Consider the following 17,597-nt stretch of genomic DNA (forward strand, 5'->3'; position numbering starts at 1 on the left):
CACGACCCATCTCATCGTCTCCGATACCGTGAAGCCTGCAATGATGGTTCCAATCATCACGCAGGTGGCAGTGGAATACTGCCATCCATTCATAACACGGCCGCCCAAATAAAGCCCCACGTTCCGCGTGCGCGCGAAAATCGACGGATAGCGCGGTGATGAAGTCGACCTCGTATACACTCGATATAGCCGTCGCTGAGAAGGCTTAGTGCGTAGGTGGATTAACTGCGCCACCCACGTGATGATTGGAACCAATTGATTGAATGAGTCCCTCATTCATAACATTAGTGCCTGAGTATGGGGTGGGGTGGAGTTAGACTAAAGTTTCACTCGGCTGTTGAGTGTTGGAGTCTGCGTTCCGTGGCAAACATTATGGGGTATGACCCCATAGGCTATAGCAGGTAGCAGATGACCGACGGCCACCCGCTGGAGCTAAACCGAGCTGTCCCCGGCGGCCGCATCGAGTTGTTTGCCGTCCCCGACGACGACTATCCCGGCGGGTGGTTCTACCGGTTCCAATACTACCACCCAGAACAAGGCGAACTGCTCCGATACGACAACGCCCACGACGACGATACACTCGGCTGGCATCACCGCCACATCACACCCGGCGACGACACCGAAATCACGTTCCACTCGCTGACAACCCACGTCGCTCGCTTCCTCACCGAAGTTGAGCACTACCCCACCAACGAAACCCATGACTGACACGCCTGACGACGGCTGGCCCGAGAAGTACCGCGACCCCCGCGACCGCCCCCATCCTGACGTCCTTCGCGTTACCGTCGAGGGCTTCGACCACACACGCGAGCAGACGCTTGCCGCTGCTGATGCAGTCAGCGATGGCGACGAGCAGCCGGCAGTCGTCTCGTTCGCGACGGTCGATGAACTTCGGAAAGTGCTCACAAACCGACGTCTCGAACTGCTGCGGGTGCTTATCGCGGCCGAAGGTGCCGCAGAGAGCATCTCTGCGCTTGCAGAGACGCTTGACCGCGATTATCGGACGGTCCACGACGACGTCACTCGGCTTGCAGACTACGGTCTGTTGTTCATCGTCGATGAAGGGCAGGCGAAGCGGCCGTACCTCCCCTACGAACGCATCCATCTGGATGTTGAGTTGGTCGGGGCCGAATCCAGCGACGAACCCGCACCCGCCTGACCAAACGGATGCCTGAGTGCCAGAATTGCGGCGGGCACGTGACCTCGGAGTATGTTCGTGTGTTCACACCAGATGGCGTCGCGGAACCGCGTGCCTACCCTAGTTGTGAGGATAAGGTTCGTGGTCGCGATGGCGTGCGTGACTCGCGGAGCTGAATCGAAAGTTATCCGGATGCAGGTGTGTCGGGTCTCTATCGGGCCGTTCTGACGATAGGTACGGGCTTTCCGGACGTCGACTGGGTTACTTGGACGTCCGCTGGAGAATCGTAGTGAGCGGCCGCTGGCTGGACCCATTCGTCTTAACCAACACTTGCGTATACAAAGCCCAGTTGTTGGTTAGCGAACGCACTCAAACAGAATGCGGAGCGTGTGGCTAAGGCCACCAATCCAAAACACTCCCCACAGTTCCGCACAGCGCAGCAGAAACCCATCTTGACGCATAAATTCCGCAGCAGTTCTAGTGAAATAGGCGCTCAGTAAGGATGCGAGTGGACCAATACCCCACCGTCAAAATTTACTCGGTTAATTATAAATAACCGAATGTTATAAGACACCACGGATGTATTGTTAGTTAAGAATCATTATGGGAGAGTGCTTCAACTGCGTAGGGGCTACCTCAAGGCAGTACACATTACGTCTGGAAGGCGGCAAGGTCATCGAGGATGTGCTTATCTGCGAACGCTGCGTTGCAGACTTTCAGACAGAAGACTGGATTACCGTTCAATAGAGTGTTGTCCCATCACGTGGCGAGCGTAATACGCTATCGATGAGCCTTTTCCCTGTACTTAGCGATTCATAGGATCCCGAGGAAACGAGTTTCCGCGTGAACCCTCGGGATTCCACGTCGAGAGGATGGACTTTCGAGATGTGCACACGAAATCGGGAATCCTGTGTGAACGAACCGATGGGAAGATTGGAACGTTCACCCGTTTAGACACTAATTCGCCGCAACACTGTGTCCTGACTGTGTTCTTGTTCACACGACCGGGCAACCGCTAGGTAAGTCGGGGTCGCTCAGCCAATACTACTCTAACCAACACCTGCCGGCAGATTCGGTCTGTGTTGGTTAACGTGGAGGGCGAGAATAGCACCGACCCAAGCGAAGAACCAGTCCGTTAGGCGTTTGCTGCGTCTTGCTGGGCTTCCGTCGACATCAACGGGAGGTCGACGTCGATCTCGTCGTACCAGACGACCGGCCGTTTCGCCTGCCCATCCTCCTCGAGTTTAAGCAGGCCGTAGTCTGCGAGCTCGTTGACGTTCTCCAAGACCTCCGGCGGTTTCCGGTCGTCGAGACGCCCGTCGCTTGACCGGCCGCCGAGACGGCTTCTTCCGAGAGTGGATAACTCAAGGATGCACCGTCTTCACCGGAGGTCTCCGACCGTGAGTCATCGCCCTTGGGGCTGTCAGCCGGCGACTCAGACGTTGGCGTCTCTGCCGTAGCGGGGCCGTCAATGTAGATTCGTAGTAACCTCATCCCCCTGTTCGAGAAAGCGTGTCTACTCCTCGGCTGGCTCCTCTAAGGGGAGGTGGCGCTTGTGGACAATTGCGAGTTTTGAGTCGGTATCCTCCGCTGTCTCTATCCGGTCGATAATCTCACGTACTGTCTCAAATTCCGGAATTGCCTCAAACTCATCATCGTCTATGTTTGCCCGCGTCTCGCAGCGAGTCAGGAGACGTAAGGGATACTGGTCTGTCTGAGGTTGAGGGAAAGTTGATGGACAACGAGGCGACTGATGTTACGAGGTGGTTAGGCGAGGGTGTGAGTGGAGACGGCAACAGTAGTTTCTCCATGGATGAGCCCACAGATAGCGGGCGAGACAGCCCTGAGATGGAGAGTAGTAGCGTCGGAGAATCCACCGACGAGTGGAGTCGGTTAGACGCCGATACGGCCAGTTTCTCCACGAACACCCAAGACCACTCAGCGTCCGGCGAAGACGAGAACAGCGAGGAATCCAGCGACGGTTAGAACCCAGCAGCATTTCTGGCGGCTCATGACCGGTTTGCACGAGCCAAACGGTTATGGGGTTCGGGCGCTAAATCCAGACTATGAGCCAAGGACGCGACGATACCGGCCAATTCAAAGAAACAGTGACCGAGCAGGACATCCTCAAAGTCTTCGACTATGAAGACGACCCCGTCCTCACCGCTCCCGAGGTCGCAGACGGATTGCGTCGCTTCGGCAAACAAATCACCCCCGAAGGCGTCCGCAACCGACTCGAAGAGATGGCCGATCAAGGCCTCGTCTCACGAAAGAAACTCGGCGCACGAGCAGTCGGCTGGTGGGCCGAAGTCGCCCCCGATCTCAACACTGAAACTGCCGAAACCGTCGAAGACCGGAAAGACTCCGACGAATGGGCTGAACTCTAGGTACGGATGGCGACGGTACTGTTGCATCCTGATGTCGAGAAGCAACTGGACGCACTCCCCAACGACATTGAGGACCGAATCCGCTCCAAACTAGGCGAAGCCGGCGACAACCCTAGCCGGCATTTGAAGCCACTCAAGGGCCGAGACGACTACTCGCTTCGAATCGGCAAACGCCGTGCGATCATCGACTGGCACACCAACCAGGACGAACTCAGAGTCCTAGAAATCGACACTCGCGATACCGTCTACGAATGAGCAGGCCGAGAGCCTCGGGGCTTAACCCGAGGCCGTTCACGAATGAGCACATCTGGCGACATCCGCCTTCCTAAGGGGTAAGTGGCCCCCAGCGACGAGCTCCCGAACGTTGTAGCGATGCCATGCCACTACGGACCTGTAGCAAACACTGCCGGTGTAGATTAGGTGACTTCTATGCGGCCTGGGATTCTCATAATGTATGCAAATTCTGTGATTCCCACACATTACGTAGAGTCTACGATTTCTATAATTTCTATAAATCTCGTGATTCAGCCCCTACACAGCCACAATTTCTATAAATTATGGAAACTATGCAATTCCCTAAAATCACGCAAAGTTTTAACATGAGAAGAATTATAGAAATTACCACGATGAGCGAGCCAACACCCCGCGCCGTCTCATTCGCGATGCTCAAAGGCGGCTTCGGCAAATCAATCTGCGCAAACACCCTCGGCGGCGTTCTCGGCAACCGCGGCCACAACGTCCTCGTCGCAGACCTCGACCCAGCAGGCCACCTCTCCACCGGCCTCGGATACTACACACGCGAAGACGAAGACAAAACCGACCTCGGAGACGTCCTCCTCAACGACGCCAACCCCCAAGAAATCATCAAGTCTCCCGGCTACGGATTCGACTTCATCCCCGCACTCAACCTCGAACGCGTCAACGACGATCTCGCCCGCGAGGACGTCTTCGCGAGCGACATGAAACTCAAAAACGAGCTCGTCGACCCGCTGCTCGGCGACGACTACGACTACATCCTCTTCGACGTCCCCGGCTCCCGGAACAAGCTCGTGAACAACGCAGTCGTCGGCGCACCGAACGCGATTCTCCCCCTCATGCCGGCTCCAGAAGCCCTGAACGGCCTGCGGGAGACGTCGAAGAAGCTCGTGATGGACATTCGGAAAGCCTTCGATTTCGAGATTCTCGCAACCATCCCGAACAACCTCTCCCAACGGATCGACCAGCGGACGAAGGACCGCAACCTGCTTGAGTCGATGAACACTGACCCCACGTTTGCCGCCTACCTCGAAGCTGGCCGTCGCGCCTCTTGGGAAGGCAGTCAGCCCGAGCTTCACGACGGCGTCGACGTCGAGGAAGTCCTGGACGAACACATCCCGTCGTTTGCGCGAATCACGGCCGAGCAGTGGGAACAGATCGATAACGGGGACCTCCACCTCAAGCCGGGCATCCGGCATTCCAGCGAGTTTGGGGACGCCTACGAGGAACGCCAGCCGCTAACGGCATACAACCCGGAGAACCCGCAGCTAGAGCACTTCGAGACGCTTGCTGATATCGTCGAGAACGGAGGGATGCAGGCATGAGTGGATTCGACCTCGGCGAGAGCGCGGAAGACGCGGACGACGACCCGGCCGAGCAAGAGACGGCCGAAGACGCGGAGCAGATGGAGTCGCCGGCAGAGGACGCCACCAGCGAGGAAGAAGAGGAAGTGAACCCGAAAGAAGAACCACAGTTCGGGACGGAGGACGTCCGCCAGTATTCGACGTACCCGCGCGAGGAGACTCTTGAGGAGTTCCAGCGGGTTGATACGGCGGAGGTGCAGCCGTTTCTTGTCTCAGAAGGCATCAAGAACGTTGAGACGCGGGAAATCCATGATGCGCTCTATCGAATGGCTATCGAGAATCCCGAGCGTCTTGGAGAGTTGATTATGGAAGGGCGCGGGCTTGATCCAGACCGTGAAAATTGAGTTCAGTAACTAAACGCTATTGAAATATTGACGGCCGTCGCCTGTACCACGGTTTAGAGTTATTATCTGCCTCTTCGTCGTTGCTATGACTATTGGGGTTCGTTTCCTCCTCCTCTGAGTCGACCTCTGAGACGACATGAATCTGTTCGATGTCATCTTCAAAAAAGAGAATCTTTTCCAGACCCATCTTTGACCAGTCACTCCCATCCCATTCGGCAGGACGGCCCAAAGCAAGCTGGCGTTCATCCCCCGACTCACTCCACTCAACAATATATCCCTGATACCACGAATCAGTAGTTAATACTCGAACGACGAACGCTGTCCTCAGCGAGCCCTCCCAGGGTTGGTGTGGGTGGCTATTCACGTCAAACCGTCGCTGAAGTCTATTGCGAGCGGCATAGGTGAAATCGCCACTAATAGCAATAGCCCCCAGAATTCCGACCACTACGGAGAGAAGTGCGAGTATGAGAACACGCTCTGGTCGAAATCCGCCTTCAAAGAATAATCCGACTGCTGCTGTTGGGTCGGTGATTTCCCCGCCAAACAGCGTGTAACCCCAGAAGAATAGTGGATCGATGATGAACGCTGCTGCAATACTCGCACCGAGTAGTCGCCCATCGGAGAGAGTCTCTCTGAGACCGCCAAATATGATAAGGGTATAGACTGCGATGAAACCGGGTGCAACAACGATTAACGATAAAAGGACATTCTCCGGGGAAATTGCTGGCATTAGGGCAGGTCTCTACTCGTCTTCAGTACTCGACTTGTCGTCTGTTTGCATCTGCGTCGGGATGTGTTCCGGAGCCATCGTGACGTGGTCTGCGTCTTCAGGGATTTCCCGCTCACCACCGAGAGCTTCTTGCTCACCGCGAGAACGGGAGTTAGCAATTATTTCAGAACGGTTTGTTTGTTCGTCAGTATCCTGATTTTTGCCGTCATTACTCATGCAGGATATTTTATTACCAGTCTGGGATATTAGTTTCCCCGCTGTTGCAGACAGTAGTTGAGACTGGCCGTCTCAATGCATACGGTTCTCGACCGCCTTCGCGATGGACAGTAATTCACCTTCAGCAATTTCGTAGCTTTCACACCTAACACTCTTTACAGGGCATGACGTACCTCCTTTCAACGATGTCCATCGACCGAGATATGTTCGAGAACACGAGCGAGGACGAGCTCGCGGATCTTTCGGTCCCTGATCAGGTTCTCGGGTTTCTCGCCGCCAACGAGGATCGGGCGTTCAAGGCGCGCGAAATTCCCTCTCAGATCGGCGTTGACGACGGGGCGGTGAGCACTGCACTCTCACGATTGAAGGATCGCGGTCTGGTCGAACACAAGGCGACGTACTGGGCGATAACCGACGACGCCGAGCGCCTCGAAGGATACAGCGGCTACGAACGGGCGACCGCACTGTTCAACGACCAACTCGGTACAGAGGATAAGGAGGCGTGGCGCGAGCACGCACCCCAGAAGCCCCACCCGAGCGTCGAGGATGAACAGTGACCGACGAAGGGACACCGATCTTTGAGCGTGGCGATGTCGTCTACGGCGATGACCCGTTCAAAGGCGAAGAAGACGCTCGTCCCTAGCTTATCCTCTCGAACCACGAAGGCCGTCCGTTCTACGGCGAGCAGTATATCGCAGTAACACTAACGTCGAAGTCTTGGATGGATGGCCTCCTCGCCATTCCTGAGGAGAGCTGGCTTCGTGGCGGGACACCGGACGAGAGTCGGATCGTCCCGTGGGGCGTCCAATCCATTGACCACGAGGATATCGACTTCTGGCAGGGGTGTCTTGCCGGAGATCTCGTTGACGAGACGGTTGCTGCACTCGTTGAGGAGCTTCAGTAGCATATACACCACATTTTCATTCAAAATTGGATGCATTTATGTCGGTAGCTAGTAATTTGTAAAATAATGCCCTCCCTGAACAGCCGTCTTACCTTCGCAGTTGCCGGAGGAGTGTTGAATACTGTACTTCTCAACTGGTGGCTCATCTCCATTTTAGGTGGAAGTGGTCCTGGCCCCCAAACTACCATTGCCACCCAGATTGGGGCGTGGTCGTACTGGATCATCGGCCCGTTCCTCCTTGGGGCTATCCCATTCTATCTCTATTTCGAGTACAACCTATTCACCGCTCCCCTACTGACAATTCTGCTCTCTGGGTACTGTCTCGCAGACAGACTACCGGGAGGTTCGATGGAAGACTTCACAGCATTCTATTTCGGTGTCTGGCCGTTCTTCCTCGCTGTTATCGGGGTGATAGCCGCCGCCGAATACTACGTTCGAATGCGGTGATACCTGAAGACAATGCCGGACGACACTGAAGTTGTGAACGCTGTTCAAGAACTCGAGTAGCCTCATTGTCCGCTTACCCGTCGTAAGCGGCAGTACTATTTTGATTTGCCAGACGTGCCATGTATTGTCTGGTTGGTGGTTTGTAGAAATCCAAACGCAGAATCTGTGTTATCTTCCAGATCCCAGAGTTTTGTATAGCGGTATGTAGTTTAAGATTGCGCTTATTCCGGCATAGCAGGCGCTTCAGAGCCCGAAAGCCGTGATTTCGCTCCGACAGAGTTGGTTTGGTTTAGAAGCGTAAAACAAACCAGAACTAAGAGGGTGGCCGCCCTCCCGTAAGCACGAACAATGGAAGTCCCACAGCGAGCGTCTATATCCCACCAAAACGTCGATGCTGGCCCAATCGCTAAACGCACCGTCGTAAACAACAGCGAAGTCGTCGCCTGTGCTGGCTGCGACGAGGACCTCGACACCAGCAACTACCACCTCCACACCACCCTCAGATTCGGCGCTGGCGGTGGCCGAGGCGTCCGCTACAAATCCTTCGTACTCCACGATACGGAGTGTTTCAACACGTGGCAGCGTGATTTAGATGTCTAACAACGACGCTACCCCTGGGGTTCGCGACCTCGAAACCCTCCTCGACGACCGGATGGTCAGCCTCGAAAGCCCACAGACCCAGCAAATCACGAGGGTCGCCGTCAACAACCTGTTCCAGTTCCTCACCGCGAACAACGACGTCGACCGCGTCCCAGACGTCGACGAACAGGACGCTCGAGATTGGGTTATCCACCTCGTGAAAGAAGACGACCTCGCCGCGAACTCCATCCGGACGTATTTCGCGCTCGCTCGCGCCACCTTCGGCTGGTGGCAACGCAGCGGCGAAATCGACCAAAACCCGCTCGCGACGACCACCGCCGAAGAAGTACTCCCATCGAAGAGCAACGACGTCGAGCAACAATTCTGGACTGCCGATGCTCGCGAACGGTTGCTCGCCCACGTCGACGAGCGCGCCCATGCTGCACTCGAGAACGACAGCAGCGACGCCGCACACGCGTTCCGGGACCGCTCCCTCGTCTACATCCTTGCGGATACCGGCGTCCGTGGAGCAGAGGTCTGCAGCGTCAGTCGCGACGACCGCCGCAACGGCCTTCGGTGGGAAGACGCCGACCTCGAGGCGGGCGTGATGACTGTCCTCGGGAAGTCCGGCGACCAAGAATCGGTGTCGCTCCCGGGGGTAACCACCGAGAAGCTGGGGCGCTACCGACGGCTCATCGACGCTCCCGACGAGTGGCCCGTCATCCCGACCGGCGATGCAGCCTCAAAATACCGGGCCGTTCGCGAGCAGCTACGCGAACGCGAGTACGGGAACGAGGCAATCGAGGGAGTCCTGGAAGACTGCGAAATCGACGAGGTGCTGCGCGAGTATGCGGTTGTGCCGCCTGCGTTGACGACAGAGGGCGCGAGAACGCTCTTGAAGCGGCTTTGCGAGGAGGCGAACGTCGATATTGATGGGGATTATTTAAAACCGCACGGCGGCCGGCGTGGACTCGGCCACGATCTCTACGGCGAAGTTACTGCCGAGAGCGCACAGGAGGTTCTCCGGCACAAGTCCATCGAGACAACCCACGCCTCCTATCGGGAGCGGCGGGCCGAGGACCTGAGCGCGGATATCGAGAAGGTCCGGTATAACAACACCGACGAAGAGTGAGGCGCGAAACGCCGGCAGTGAGGAACTTTAGAGGCTAAAACAGACGTATGGGATCCTCGCTGACCGAGGCTCGAAAAGCCTGAAACCTCGGACAGTACACTGAGCCGCGTTGACCTATATTGCCTCCTCAACACAGAGGTCGATATTCTCGTCGAGGCGAGCGTTTTCGGGCATAGATCACTCAGAAAACGCTCCGCCTCACCTTTCAATCCTTATCTGAACACCGCCTCCTGAGAAGGGTGAACAGTTAGGCGGTCGCAGTCGCCGTCAGCTCGTCTGATTCGCGCAGCGTCTCGAGGAACTCCTCGGCATCGAGGGCAGCCATACTCCCGGTGCCGGCGGACGTGATCGCCTGGCGGTACCGGGGGTCGGCGACGTCGCCGGCGGCGAACACGCCATCGACGCTCGTCCGGGCCGTCGGTCGGCCGACATCGTCTGCCTGCGTGAAGATGTAGCCGCTTTCGTCTCGTTCGACGGCAGTCTCATCCAGGAACCGCGTGTTCGGCGTGTGGCCCACCGCGTAGAACACGCCGCCAACATCGACGGTCTCCCGCTCGACGTCGACCCCGGACTCGGCCTTCTCCGTGGGGTAGCCATCGGGGTGGGAGACGAGCGTGGCACCGGTGACGCCCGTCTCCTGGGAGCCGTGGATGGCTTCGAGCTCCGTGTTCCAGCGGAACTGGACGTCGTCGTGGTCGCGAGCGCGGTCGGCCATGATCTCGGACGCACGCAGCTCCTCACGTCGGTGGACGACCGTCACGGAGTCGGCGAACTTCGCGAGGAACAACGCTTCCTCCATGGCGCTGTCGCCGCCGCCGACGACGAGGACATCGTCGCCGCGGTGGAACGCGCCGTCACAGGTCGCACACGTCGAGAGCCCGGCCCCCATCAGCTCGTCTTCGTTCTCGGCACCGACCCAGCGCGCGCTCGCGCCGGTGGCGACGATCAGCGACCGCGTGTAGAGCGTGTCGCCGGTCGACAGCGATAGCTCCAGCGGCTGGCCGTCCAGGTCCGCAGCCTCGATGCGGCCGTGTTCGAACTGGGCGCCGAACTGCTCGGCCTGCTCTTTGCCGCGCTGGACGAGTTCCATCCCGCCGACGCCGTCGGGAAAGCCGAGGTAGTTCTCGACGTCGGTCGTCAGCGTGAGCTGGCCGCCCGGCTCGTCGCCCTCGAGAACGAGGGGGTCGAGGTCGGCCCGCGCAGCGTAGACCGCTGCCGAGAGGCCGGCGATTCCTGACCCGGCGATGACGAGGTCGTGGATATCCTGAGTCATTTACTCGGTGTAGCTCTCGATGAGCGTTCGAAGCTGGTCTTCGCCCTGGAGACCGACGACTTCCTCGGCTTGCTCGCCGTCCGCGAAGAGGACCAGCGTGGGGACGCCACGCACGCCGTACGCGCTGGCGAGGGGTTGATTTTCGTCGACGTCGATTTTCGCGACGGCCGCGTCGGTCTCCTCGGCGAGCGTTTCGACGACGGGTTCGAGCATCTGGCAGGGGCCACACCAGTCGGCGTAAAAGTCCGCGAGCACGACGTCGTTGTCGCTGGTGACGTCATCGAGCTCTGTCTGGCCGTTCACGTAGAGTGGTTCGTCAGGCGTTGCGGTGCCAGTCGTGGCTGCAGTATCGGTTGCCATCACTCGATAGTATGTGAGTGCAGTAGTTAAGAGTTTTGGACGTACTACACAATACTACTGGCCGGTAACTCACCTACCACACCGTAACCGCGCGCGGCTATGAGAAGCAGATATGGTTTTGGGATAGGATTAAGCGACTAGCTGGGGCTGCGGGACCGCAGAAGCACACGTCAAAGGGACAAGAAACGTTAGCTTTCGGCAGATTGGGGCACGCTATCGGGCTGTTCGTATTTCGTCTCGAACTCCTGGATGAGCTGGCCCATCTTCGCGTACCAGTCGTTGAGCATCCGCTGCATGTCATCCGTAATCTGAGACGGATCGCTTGGCGAGTAGACGTGGTAGTAGCCGCCCTGCTCGTAGTTGACCTGTTCTTTCTCGATGAATCCCGTCTGGAGGAGCCGCTGAACGGCCCGGTACGCCGTCGAACGCTCCCGGTCGACGGCCTCCGCGAGTTCGTCGACGGTCATCGGTTCCTCGGCCTCAACGAGCGCTTGAAAGCACTCTTTGTCGAGTTCTTTGAGGCCGTGGAAACACTCCAGAAGCCCCTCACACTCCATATCCTGACGGAGTTGTTCGGACATCGAATCTGGCATTAGTATCACTCAATCGTAGGGGCTGTGCAGTTATAAGATTTTTGTATGGATTGCACAATTGTGCGCTATAGCGGCCCGAGAAACAGGGTTAGACGCTCCCCGTGACCACGGGTTACGTCGCCGACAGGCGACACCAGAAGTCAGCGTTGTCGTCGCGAAGCTGGCACACCGCAGCCAACAGGATCGCACCACTTACGACGACGGTCGCGCCGAAGATGAGCGCGATACTCACAGTGTTGAGGACGGCGATGTCGTAGGCGGTGCCGACGCGTTTGGCGGCGACGGCGACGCTGCCGGCGAGTAGCATCGTCGCGAAGTACCCCTTGATGTCGTCCTCGTCGACGATGTTCGAGACGCCCGCGCCGATGCGCGCGCCGAGCGCGCTCCCGGCGAGCAGCGTCGCCACGACCGGAATCGCGACGAACCCGTCGCGGGCGTAGACGAAGGCGCCGAACGCTCCCGAAATCGTAATCTGGAGGATGTCCGTGCCGACGGCGATGGCAGCGGGGACGCCCAGCCCGTACATCATCGCGGGCATCAACAGGAAGCCGCCGCCGACGCCGAGAAGCCCGGAGAGGACGCCGACGACCAGACCGATACCGAAGATGATGCTCGCAGATACCCGAACGTCTCCGCGGAGCGTCACCATCGGAGGAATTTCGAGTGCCTGTACGCGCTCGGAAAGGTCGACACTCGCTGTGGTGCCGCTAGCGCGGGCGTCACGGAGCGTGAATATCCCCACCGTCGCCAGCAGGCCAACGTACGCGACGCTGATGACCAGGTCGGCGTTCCCTGCCGCGTGGAGGGCGTCGACGACACGCTTGCCGGCTTCGATGCCGATCGTCATCGCGACGGTCATGATGACGGCGAGTTTGTAGTCGACGTGACCGTGATCGCGGTGGCGGAGCGCGCCGATGACGCTCGTACCGAACACGAACGCGAGTCCGCTACCAACGGCGACCCGCGAGGGGTAACCCATCACGAGTAGTGCGGGCGTGACGAGGAACGACCCGCCCATCCCGAAGAAGCCGAAGAGGATGCCGATGAGCAACCCGAACCCGGCGAAGAAGCTGACGAGCAGCAGACTCATCCCGAGCAGTTCCACAGCTTACTCACCTCCGAGCGCTTGTTTTACGTTCGGCCCAAGCGCCTTCGTAACGACACCGTAGCCGACGTGGAGGACTATCGCTTCGAGCAATACGGTGCCGATCAGTCCTGCTGCTTGTACGGTCGGTGGGAGCGACAGCGTGTCGATCATCGCTGCGGTCCACCCATCCGAACCGGGTTTGTGCGAATCATACTTTTCTGCACATGGCACCGTAACCGGCAGTGGGTATTAACACTTTTGGGACGACTGCACAATACTATTTGCGGCAGCACTCTATAACTTATCGAATGAACACGAGTAGGTAAACACCAAAGAGAGGGGCGATAAAATCGTAGATACTGTCGAAATTGGATACTTCGACAGGTCAGTTATCAATCGGAGGGCGCAGGCGCAGGTGGTTCGTGCGTACCAAAGTCAGGATGGGTCTCCTCCATCCAAACGTACACTACTGCACCCGACGCAAACATCAGGCCCGCAGTCAGGTAAAACGCGGCTGCTGCATTCACGAACTCCATCGAGAGTCCAATCAGGACCGCGCCGACAGCGTAGCCGGAATCACGCCACATCCGGTAGACGCCCATCCCCGCCGACCGCCAAGTCGGGTGAGCTGCGTCGCTCGGAACCGTCATCAGGTTCGGGTACAGCAACGCCATCCCGAGCCCGGAGACCCCAGCCAAGACGGCCCACGGGAGGTAGCCATCGACGAGCACCATCCCGAGGACGCCCGCGCCCGCGAGGAACATCCCGGCAACGACGGGCGGACGGCGGCCGATGCGGTCCGCGAGCCCCCCGGTCGCAATCTGGAGGAAGTACATCGCACTGTGGACACCGACGACGACCCCAACCGCCGCGATACCGAGGCCCTGACTCGTCAGGTACAGCGGGACGGCAATCCAGAACAGTGTATCGACGAAGTTCTCTATGTGGCCGGCCTGCGCCGCCGCGAACAGCGTCCGGTCGCCGTACGTCGCGCGCTTCAGCACCTTATTGAACGGGAGGTTCGCGTCGTGATGGTCGTCGTCACCCTCGGCTTGGGCGTACTGGACAGTCTCCTTGATCAGGAAGATCGAGATGAGGAACGCCAGCACGACGACCACTGCGAGGAAGTAGAACGGCTCGGGCCGCAGACTCCACTGGCCAGCGATGACGCCCGTGACCCAGGCGCCGACGGCGACGCCAGTGTAGCCGAACGCCTCGTCGATGCCGACCGCGAGCCCGCGCTGATCGGGGCCCGCGAGGTCGATCTTCGCGTTGATCGCCATACTCCAGGTCAACGCCTGGTTGATCCCCAGCAGGACGTTCCCGACCGTAATCCAGCCCCAGCTCGGGGCGAAGATGAGAATAATCGGCAGCGGGAGCGCTGTCGCCCACCCGGCGATGAGGACGGGCTTGCGGCCGTACTCCTCGCCCCACTTGCCGGCGTAGAGATTGAGGATCGACTTCACGACGCCGAACGAAACGACGAACGAGCCGATCACGAGGAACGACTCGACGCCGAGGACGTCCTCCCCGAGTACGGGGACGACTGTCCGTTCGGAGCCGATGGTCAGGCCGGTCGCGAACACGAGCAGGACGTGCAGCGAGAACTGCCCGAGGTGTTCGCGGATTCCTTGGCGGAGTTCAGTTGTCGTACTCATGAATTACTCGGCCGCACAGTTGTTTGGGCCCAGTTCTAGTTCGGCTAGTTTCTCCTCGGGGATCGACTCCTGGCCGACGTTCGTCCGCTTGACGCGTTCGAAGTTCGGCGGATGGTCCGGGATGTCCGACGCGAGCTCCTCAACGAACGCCTCCCGGTCGCGGCCAAGGTCGTCGTTCCGTGCTCTGACCGCCGCGAGTGTGGCGGCCACCGGCGGTTCAGGCGATCCCGGATCGTGCGCCGGCAGGACCAGCGCGTCGTCGGGGCGGTCCAGCAACCGCTGGAGGCTCTCGTACAGCGTCGCGGCGTTCTCCTTGACGTTAACGTCCTCGATGCCGGCCTCGACGCCGAGTTCGACGCGGCCGACGCTGTCGTGGAACAGCGTATCGCCAGTCAGAAGCGCCACACCTTCGACATCGAAGGAGACGCTGCCCTCGCTGTGGCCGGGCGTGTGGACGACCTCGATGTCGAGGCTCCCGACCGTCACAGTCTGTCCATCCTCGACCGGCGTCGCATCGAGTGCAAGCGCATCCTTTTGGTGGAGATAGTATGGAACGTCGTGGCGGTCAGCGAGATCTGCCGCCCCTGAAACGTGGTCCGCGTGGGCGTGCGTGTCGAAGACGCCGACGAGCTCGGCGTCGTAATCGTCGAGGACAGCGTCGTACTCGTCGAGGTTGTGTGACGGGTCGAAGACGGCAGCCTCGCCGTCGGAGACGAGCACATGCGAGAGACAGCCCTTCCCCGGACGGGCGACTTGCACGAGGGCCCCATCGACGTCTACGGGGACTTCCGCGTGCCGATGGACGCGGCTCCAGCCGTTCATCCCGTCCGTCAGCGTCACCGCATCGTACCCCAGCTCTCGGAGGACGGCCGTCGCAGTCTGGGAGACGACGCCTGCTGCACAGACAGTAACGATTTGCTCGTCACTGGGCAGGTCGTCGAGCGTTTCGATGGCCTGTTCCGGGTCGTCAGTCAGTTCGTCGTAGACGTCGACGTTACGGCTGCCCGGAATGTGCCACTCCTGGAAGTCTTCTTCGTGGCGAATATCCAGCACGAGTGGGCCATCATCATCCTGTACCTGTTCGCCGAGTTCCGCTGCCGAGAGTTCCTGCATCGGTAGTCTGGATTAGCAGATATATTATCATATGGGTACTGCCGGCCATGACCGGCACCGCTAATTACGTCGAGTTCGAACCTACGCGTATGGGACTGTACGAGGCCTCCATTCGAGTGAAACACGAATGCCCGTACCGACGGATTTCGGAGCGATACCCGGATCTGACAATACGTGAGTGGCCGTTGAGCGACTGCCAAGTACTCGAAATCACAACGGAGACGACGCCAACCGACGAACTACTCGACGAGATCAACGAGATCGGCACCGTACTGTACGAATCGGCGGACGACAACGGGTATCACGTCGTCACTCAGTCCTGTCTTTGCTCGCTCGAAGACTCCGTCATCGACCGCTTCGAGGAGCACAACTGCCTGTACCAGTCACCGACAATCTATCGTCAGGGCTGGGAGCACTACACGGTCGTCGCGTTCGACAGCGAGGACGTGCGCGAACTGCTCGAATCGCTCCGTTCCGACAGAGAGATCGAACTCCTCTCGAAGACGTCAATCTCGGAGACACAGATTCCCCACAGTATGCTGGCGCCGGCGAATCAGCTGTTCGAGGACATCACTGACCGGCAGTTAGCCGCACTCCAGCTTGCCCTCGAAAGCGGCTACTACGAACAGCCCCGGAGGACGTCGCTCCGCGACCTCGCCGAACGGACGGCCGTCGCTCGCTCGACGTACGAAGAACACCTCCGGAAGGCAGAGAACAAACTGCTCACGAACGCGGGCCAGTTCCTACGGCTGGTCACCGCGACCTCGACGACCGACCCACTGGGCATCGAGGACGGTCGACGAATCGAACAGGCCGCTGACTAACGACGGTCGGCAAAGACTACAGCAGCAACGCACCAGCGGCATACGCGAGGGCGAACGAGAGGGCGAACGATCCGATCCACGCACCAATCGTCACACCGATTTTCCGGGCGTCTACCGCTTCTCGACCGCCGACAGCGGCACCACTTCCGATGATGGCGCTGACGACGATTTCGTTGAACGAAACTGGGACTCCCAGCAACACGGCCAGCTGTGCGATCAGGAACGAGGGGACGAGCGCCGAGATGGAGCGTCGCGGCCCAAGCGATGAATAGTCCTGAGCGAGCGACTTGATCATCCGTGGCGCACCCGTCCACGAGCCGACGAGCATCCCGAGGCCGCCGCCGACGAGCACGGCGAACGTCGAGACCATCCCTACCTCGTCGAGCAGCGGCAACAGCGGCCCGACGGCGAGCCCGACCTGACTCCCGCCGGCGGAGAACGCCACGAGCGACCCGAGCGCGAGCAGCACACGCCGCAGGCCACCGCGCTCGTCGCGACTGACATCCCACCAGACGACCACCGCGACGACGAGCGCTGCGAAGCCGGTAATCCCGACCGCCGACGCAAGTCCATCGACTGCCAGCGTCCGCTGTCCGAGCCCACGGATGGTTCCCGCTGCGCTCCCTTCACCGAGAAAACTGAACTGAACGTTTACGAGGACGGCCCCGACGAGGCCTGCGAGAACGGGGATACTGTACCGCTCGGGGACGTCGGGGCGTGGTAGCAGGCTTGCGATGGTGAACGCGATGCCGCCGCCGATGAACGGAGTCAACACCCAGACGGCGGCAATCTGCTGGTACTTCGGCCAGACCGGTGAGCCGCCAAGCGCGAGGCCGACGCCAATTACAGCGCCGGTCACGGTGAACGCCGTCGCGATGGGATAGCCGGTTGTGATGCCGATTGCCATCAGCCCCGCACCCAACACGAGTACGAGGATGACACCGGCGACCGGGAGACTGATTCCACCGACGAGGCCGCTCCCGATGGCTTCCGAGACGTTGCCGCCTTGCGTGACGGCACCGACGAAGCCGAAAAGGCCGACGAGGAGGGCGGCACGCATCGTCGAGATGGCGTTCGCCCCGACGGCAGGGGCATACGGCGTCGCCCCACTCGAGCCGGCGCCGATAACCCACGCCATGAACAGGCTAGCCAGCGCTGCACCGACGAAGAGGGCGATGAGAGCGGGGTCCATA

The 17,597-nt window shown here is 59.4% G+C and carries 23 protein-coding genes and 2 pseudogenes; 14 read left to right on the forward strand and 11 right to left on the reverse strand.

The annotated features are described in order from the left end of the window. Positions 1 to 408 precede the first annotated feature (408 nt). The 3 genes from LPA44_RS13170 to LPA44_RS18425 are packed head-to-tail and all read left to right on the forward strand — an operon-like array spanning position 409 to position 1,314. The gene (locus LPA44_RS13170) at positions 409 to 708 is read left to right on the forward strand and encodes a toxin-antitoxin system TumE family protein (protein WP_230890003.1); all 300 of its coding nucleotides are present in this window, start codon (positions 409 to 411) and stop codon (positions 706 to 708) included. Next, entirely contained in the window at positions 701 to 1,159 is a 459-nt protein-coding gene (locus tag LPA44_RS13175; protein ID WP_230890004.1) for an HVO_A0114 family putative DNA-binding protein, read from the forward strand. Before LPA44_RS13170 ends, LPA44_RS13175 begins: the two co-directional genes overlap by 8 nt. Before the next feature lie 8 nt (positions 1,160 to 1,167). Beyond that, positions 1,168 to 1,314 carry a DUF7563 family protein gene (locus LPA44_RS18425; protein ID WP_442903392.1) on the forward strand — a complete coding sequence of 49 codons (147 nt, stop codon included), beginning with the start codon at positions 1,168 to 1,170 and terminating at the stop codon, positions 1,312 to 1,314. 959 nt (positions 1,315 to 2,273) lie between these two features. Here LPA44_RS18425 and LPA44_RS13180 read toward each other — a convergent pair. After that, a pseudogene (locus tag LPA44_RS13180) lies at positions 2,274 to 2,453 on the reverse strand (HVO_A0114 family putative DNA-binding protein); the annotation flags it as partial. A 533-nt stretch (positions 2,454 to 2,986) separates the two neighbouring features. On the opposite strand from LPA44_RS13180, the gene LPA44_RS13185 reads away from it, so the two are divergent. From LPA44_RS13185 to LPA44_RS13205, 5 genes are all read left to right on the forward strand, one after another. Continuing rightward, complete coding sequence (locus tag LPA44_RS13185) at positions 2,987 to 3,124, forward strand: hypothetical protein (protein ID WP_230890006.1); 138 nt, start codon at positions 2,987 to 2,989, stop codon at positions 3,122 to 3,124. Between the two features lie 80 nt (positions 3,125 to 3,204). Next, on the forward strand, positions 3,205 to 3,525 hold the full coding sequence (locus LPA44_RS13190; protein WP_230890007.1) for a winged-helix domain-containing protein: 321 nt from the start codon (positions 3,205 to 3,207) through the stop codon (positions 3,523 to 3,525). Positions 3,526 to 3,531: 6 nt separating this feature from the next. Further along, positions 3,532 to 3,780 carry a type II toxin-antitoxin system RelE family toxin gene (locus tag LPA44_RS13195; protein WP_230890008.1) on the forward strand — a complete coding sequence of 83 codons (249 nt, stop codon included), beginning with the start codon at positions 3,532 to 3,534 and terminating at the stop codon, positions 3,778 to 3,780. Between the two features lie 371 nt (positions 3,781 to 4,151). After that, positions 4,152 to 5,105, forward strand: a complete 954-nt coding sequence (locus LPA44_RS13200; protein WP_230890009.1) for a ParA family protein — start codon at positions 4,152 to 4,154, stop codon at positions 5,103 to 5,105. After that, complete coding sequence (locus LPA44_RS13205; protein ID WP_230890010.1) at positions 5,102 to 5,488, forward strand: hypothetical protein; 387 nt, start codon at positions 5,102 to 5,104, stop codon at positions 5,486 to 5,488. The genes LPA44_RS13200 and LPA44_RS13205 overlap by 4 nt, the downstream gene beginning before the upstream one ends. A gap of 16 nt (positions 5,489 to 5,504) precedes the next feature. Here LPA44_RS13205 and LPA44_RS13210 read toward each other — a convergent pair whose 3' ends face one another. Both LPA44_RS13210 and LPA44_RS13215 read right to left on the reverse strand, forming a co-directional pair. Next, the gene (locus LPA44_RS13210) at positions 5,505 to 6,218 is read right to left on the reverse strand and encodes a DUF6338 family protein (RefSeq protein WP_230890011.1); all 714 of its coding nucleotides are present in this window, start codon (positions 6,216 to 6,218) and stop codon (positions 5,505 to 5,507) included. Positions 6,219 to 6,230: 12 nt separating this feature from the next. After that, the gene (locus LPA44_RS13215; RefSeq protein WP_230890012.1) at positions 6,231 to 6,434 is read right to left on the reverse strand and encodes a hypothetical protein; all 204 of its coding nucleotides are present in this window, start codon (positions 6,432 to 6,434) and stop codon (positions 6,231 to 6,233) included. A 185-nt stretch (positions 6,435 to 6,619) separates the two neighbouring features. Between LPA44_RS13215 and LPA44_RS13220 the strand changes: the two genes are divergently transcribed. From LPA44_RS13220 to LPA44_RS13240, 5 genes and pseudogenes are all read left to right on the forward strand, one after another. Continuing rightward, the gene (locus tag LPA44_RS13220) at positions 6,620 to 6,991 is read left to right on the forward strand and encodes a MarR family transcriptional regulator (protein WP_230890013.1); all 372 of its coding nucleotides are present in this window, start codon (positions 6,620 to 6,622) and stop codon (positions 6,989 to 6,991) included. Then, positions 6,988 to 7,338 (forward strand): annotated as a pseudogene (locus LPA44_RS18430) (type II toxin-antitoxin system PemK/MazF family toxin). The gene LPA44_RS13220 and the pseudogene LPA44_RS18430 overlap by 4 nt, the downstream one beginning before the upstream one ends. A 66-nt stretch (positions 7,339 to 7,404) precedes the next feature. Then, positions 7,405 to 7,785 (forward strand): hypothetical protein, encoded by a 381-nt coding sequence (locus tag LPA44_RS13230; protein WP_230890015.1) that lies wholly within the window; start codon positions 7,405 to 7,407, stop codon positions 7,783 to 7,785. Between the two features lie 348 nt (positions 7,786 to 8,133). Beyond that, complete coding sequence (locus LPA44_RS13235) at positions 8,134 to 8,385, forward strand: hypothetical protein (protein WP_230890016.1); 252 nt, start codon at positions 8,134 to 8,136, stop codon at positions 8,383 to 8,385. Next, entirely contained in the window at positions 8,378 to 9,496 is a 1,119-nt protein-coding gene (locus LPA44_RS13240) for a tyrosine-type recombinase/integrase (protein WP_230890017.1), read from the forward strand. The genes LPA44_RS13235 and LPA44_RS13240 overlap by 8 nt, the downstream gene beginning before the upstream one ends. A gap of 247 nt (positions 9,497 to 9,743) precedes the next feature. On the opposite strand, the gene LPA44_RS13245 is transcribed toward LPA44_RS13240, so the two are convergent. The 7 genes from LPA44_RS13245 to LPA44_RS13275 all read right to left on the reverse strand — a co-directional run bounded on the left by LPA44_RS13245 (position 9,744) and on the right by LPA44_RS13275 (position 15,580). Further along, positions 9,744 to 10,769 carry an NAD(P)/FAD-dependent oxidoreductase gene (locus LPA44_RS13245; RefSeq protein WP_230890018.1) on the reverse strand — a complete coding sequence of 342 codons (1,026 nt, stop codon included), beginning with the start codon at positions 10,767 to 10,769 and terminating at the stop codon, positions 9,744 to 9,746. Then, on the reverse strand, positions 10,770 to 11,129 hold the full coding sequence (gene trxA / locus LPA44_RS13250; RefSeq protein WP_230890019.1) for a thioredoxin: 360 nt from the start codon (positions 11,127 to 11,129) through the stop codon (positions 10,770 to 10,772). Between the two features lie 188 nt (positions 11,130 to 11,317). Further along, on the reverse strand, positions 11,318 to 11,722 hold the full coding sequence (locus LPA44_RS13255) for a helix-turn-helix domain-containing protein (RefSeq protein WP_010890426.1): 405 nt from the start codon (positions 11,720 to 11,722) through the stop codon (positions 11,318 to 11,320). Positions 11,723 to 11,834: 112 nt separating this feature from the next. Then, positions 11,835 to 12,812: a sulfite exporter TauE/SafE family protein gene (locus tag LPA44_RS13260; protein ID WP_230890082.1), complete on the reverse strand. Its 978-nt coding sequence runs from the start codon at positions 12,810 to 12,812 to the stop codon at positions 11,835 to 11,837. 18 nt (positions 12,813 to 12,830) lie between these two features. Next, complete coding sequence (locus LPA44_RS13265; RefSeq protein ID WP_010904017.1) at positions 12,831 to 12,980, reverse strand: DUF7512 family protein; 150 nt, start codon at positions 12,978 to 12,980, stop codon at positions 12,831 to 12,833. 221 nt (positions 12,981 to 13,201) lie between these two features. Further along, a complete protein-coding gene (locus LPA44_RS13270) occupies positions 13,202 to 14,467 on the reverse strand; it encodes an MFS transporter (RefSeq protein WP_230890020.1) in 1,266 nt (421 codons plus the stop codon). Positions 14,468 to 14,470: 3 nt separating this feature from the next. After that, positions 14,471 to 15,580 carry an MBL fold metallo-hydrolase gene (locus LPA44_RS13275; RefSeq protein ID WP_230890021.1) on the reverse strand — a complete coding sequence of 370 codons (1,110 nt, stop codon included), beginning with the start codon at positions 15,578 to 15,580 and terminating at the stop codon, positions 14,471 to 14,473. Positions 15,581 to 15,669: 89 nt separating this feature from the next. On the opposite strand from LPA44_RS13275, the gene LPA44_RS13280 reads away from it, so the two are divergent. Next, on the forward strand, positions 15,670 to 16,404 hold the full coding sequence (locus LPA44_RS13280) for a helix-turn-helix domain-containing protein (RefSeq protein ID WP_230890022.1): 735 nt from the start codon (positions 15,670 to 15,672) through the stop codon (positions 16,402 to 16,404). Positions 16,405 to 16,420: 16 nt separating this feature from the next. Here LPA44_RS13280 and LPA44_RS13285 read toward each other — a convergent pair whose 3' ends face one another. Next, positions 16,421 to 17,596, reverse strand: a complete 1,176-nt coding sequence (locus LPA44_RS13285) for an inorganic phosphate transporter (protein WP_230890023.1) — start codon at positions 17,594 to 17,596, stop codon at positions 16,421 to 16,423. Position 17,597 lies beyond the last annotated feature (1 nt).

The organism is Halobacterium sp. KA-4, from assembly GCF_021028995.1.
In the GTDB taxonomy this organism is placed as follows: Archaea; Halobacteriota; Halobacteria; order Halobacteriales; family Halobacteriaceae; genus Halobacterium.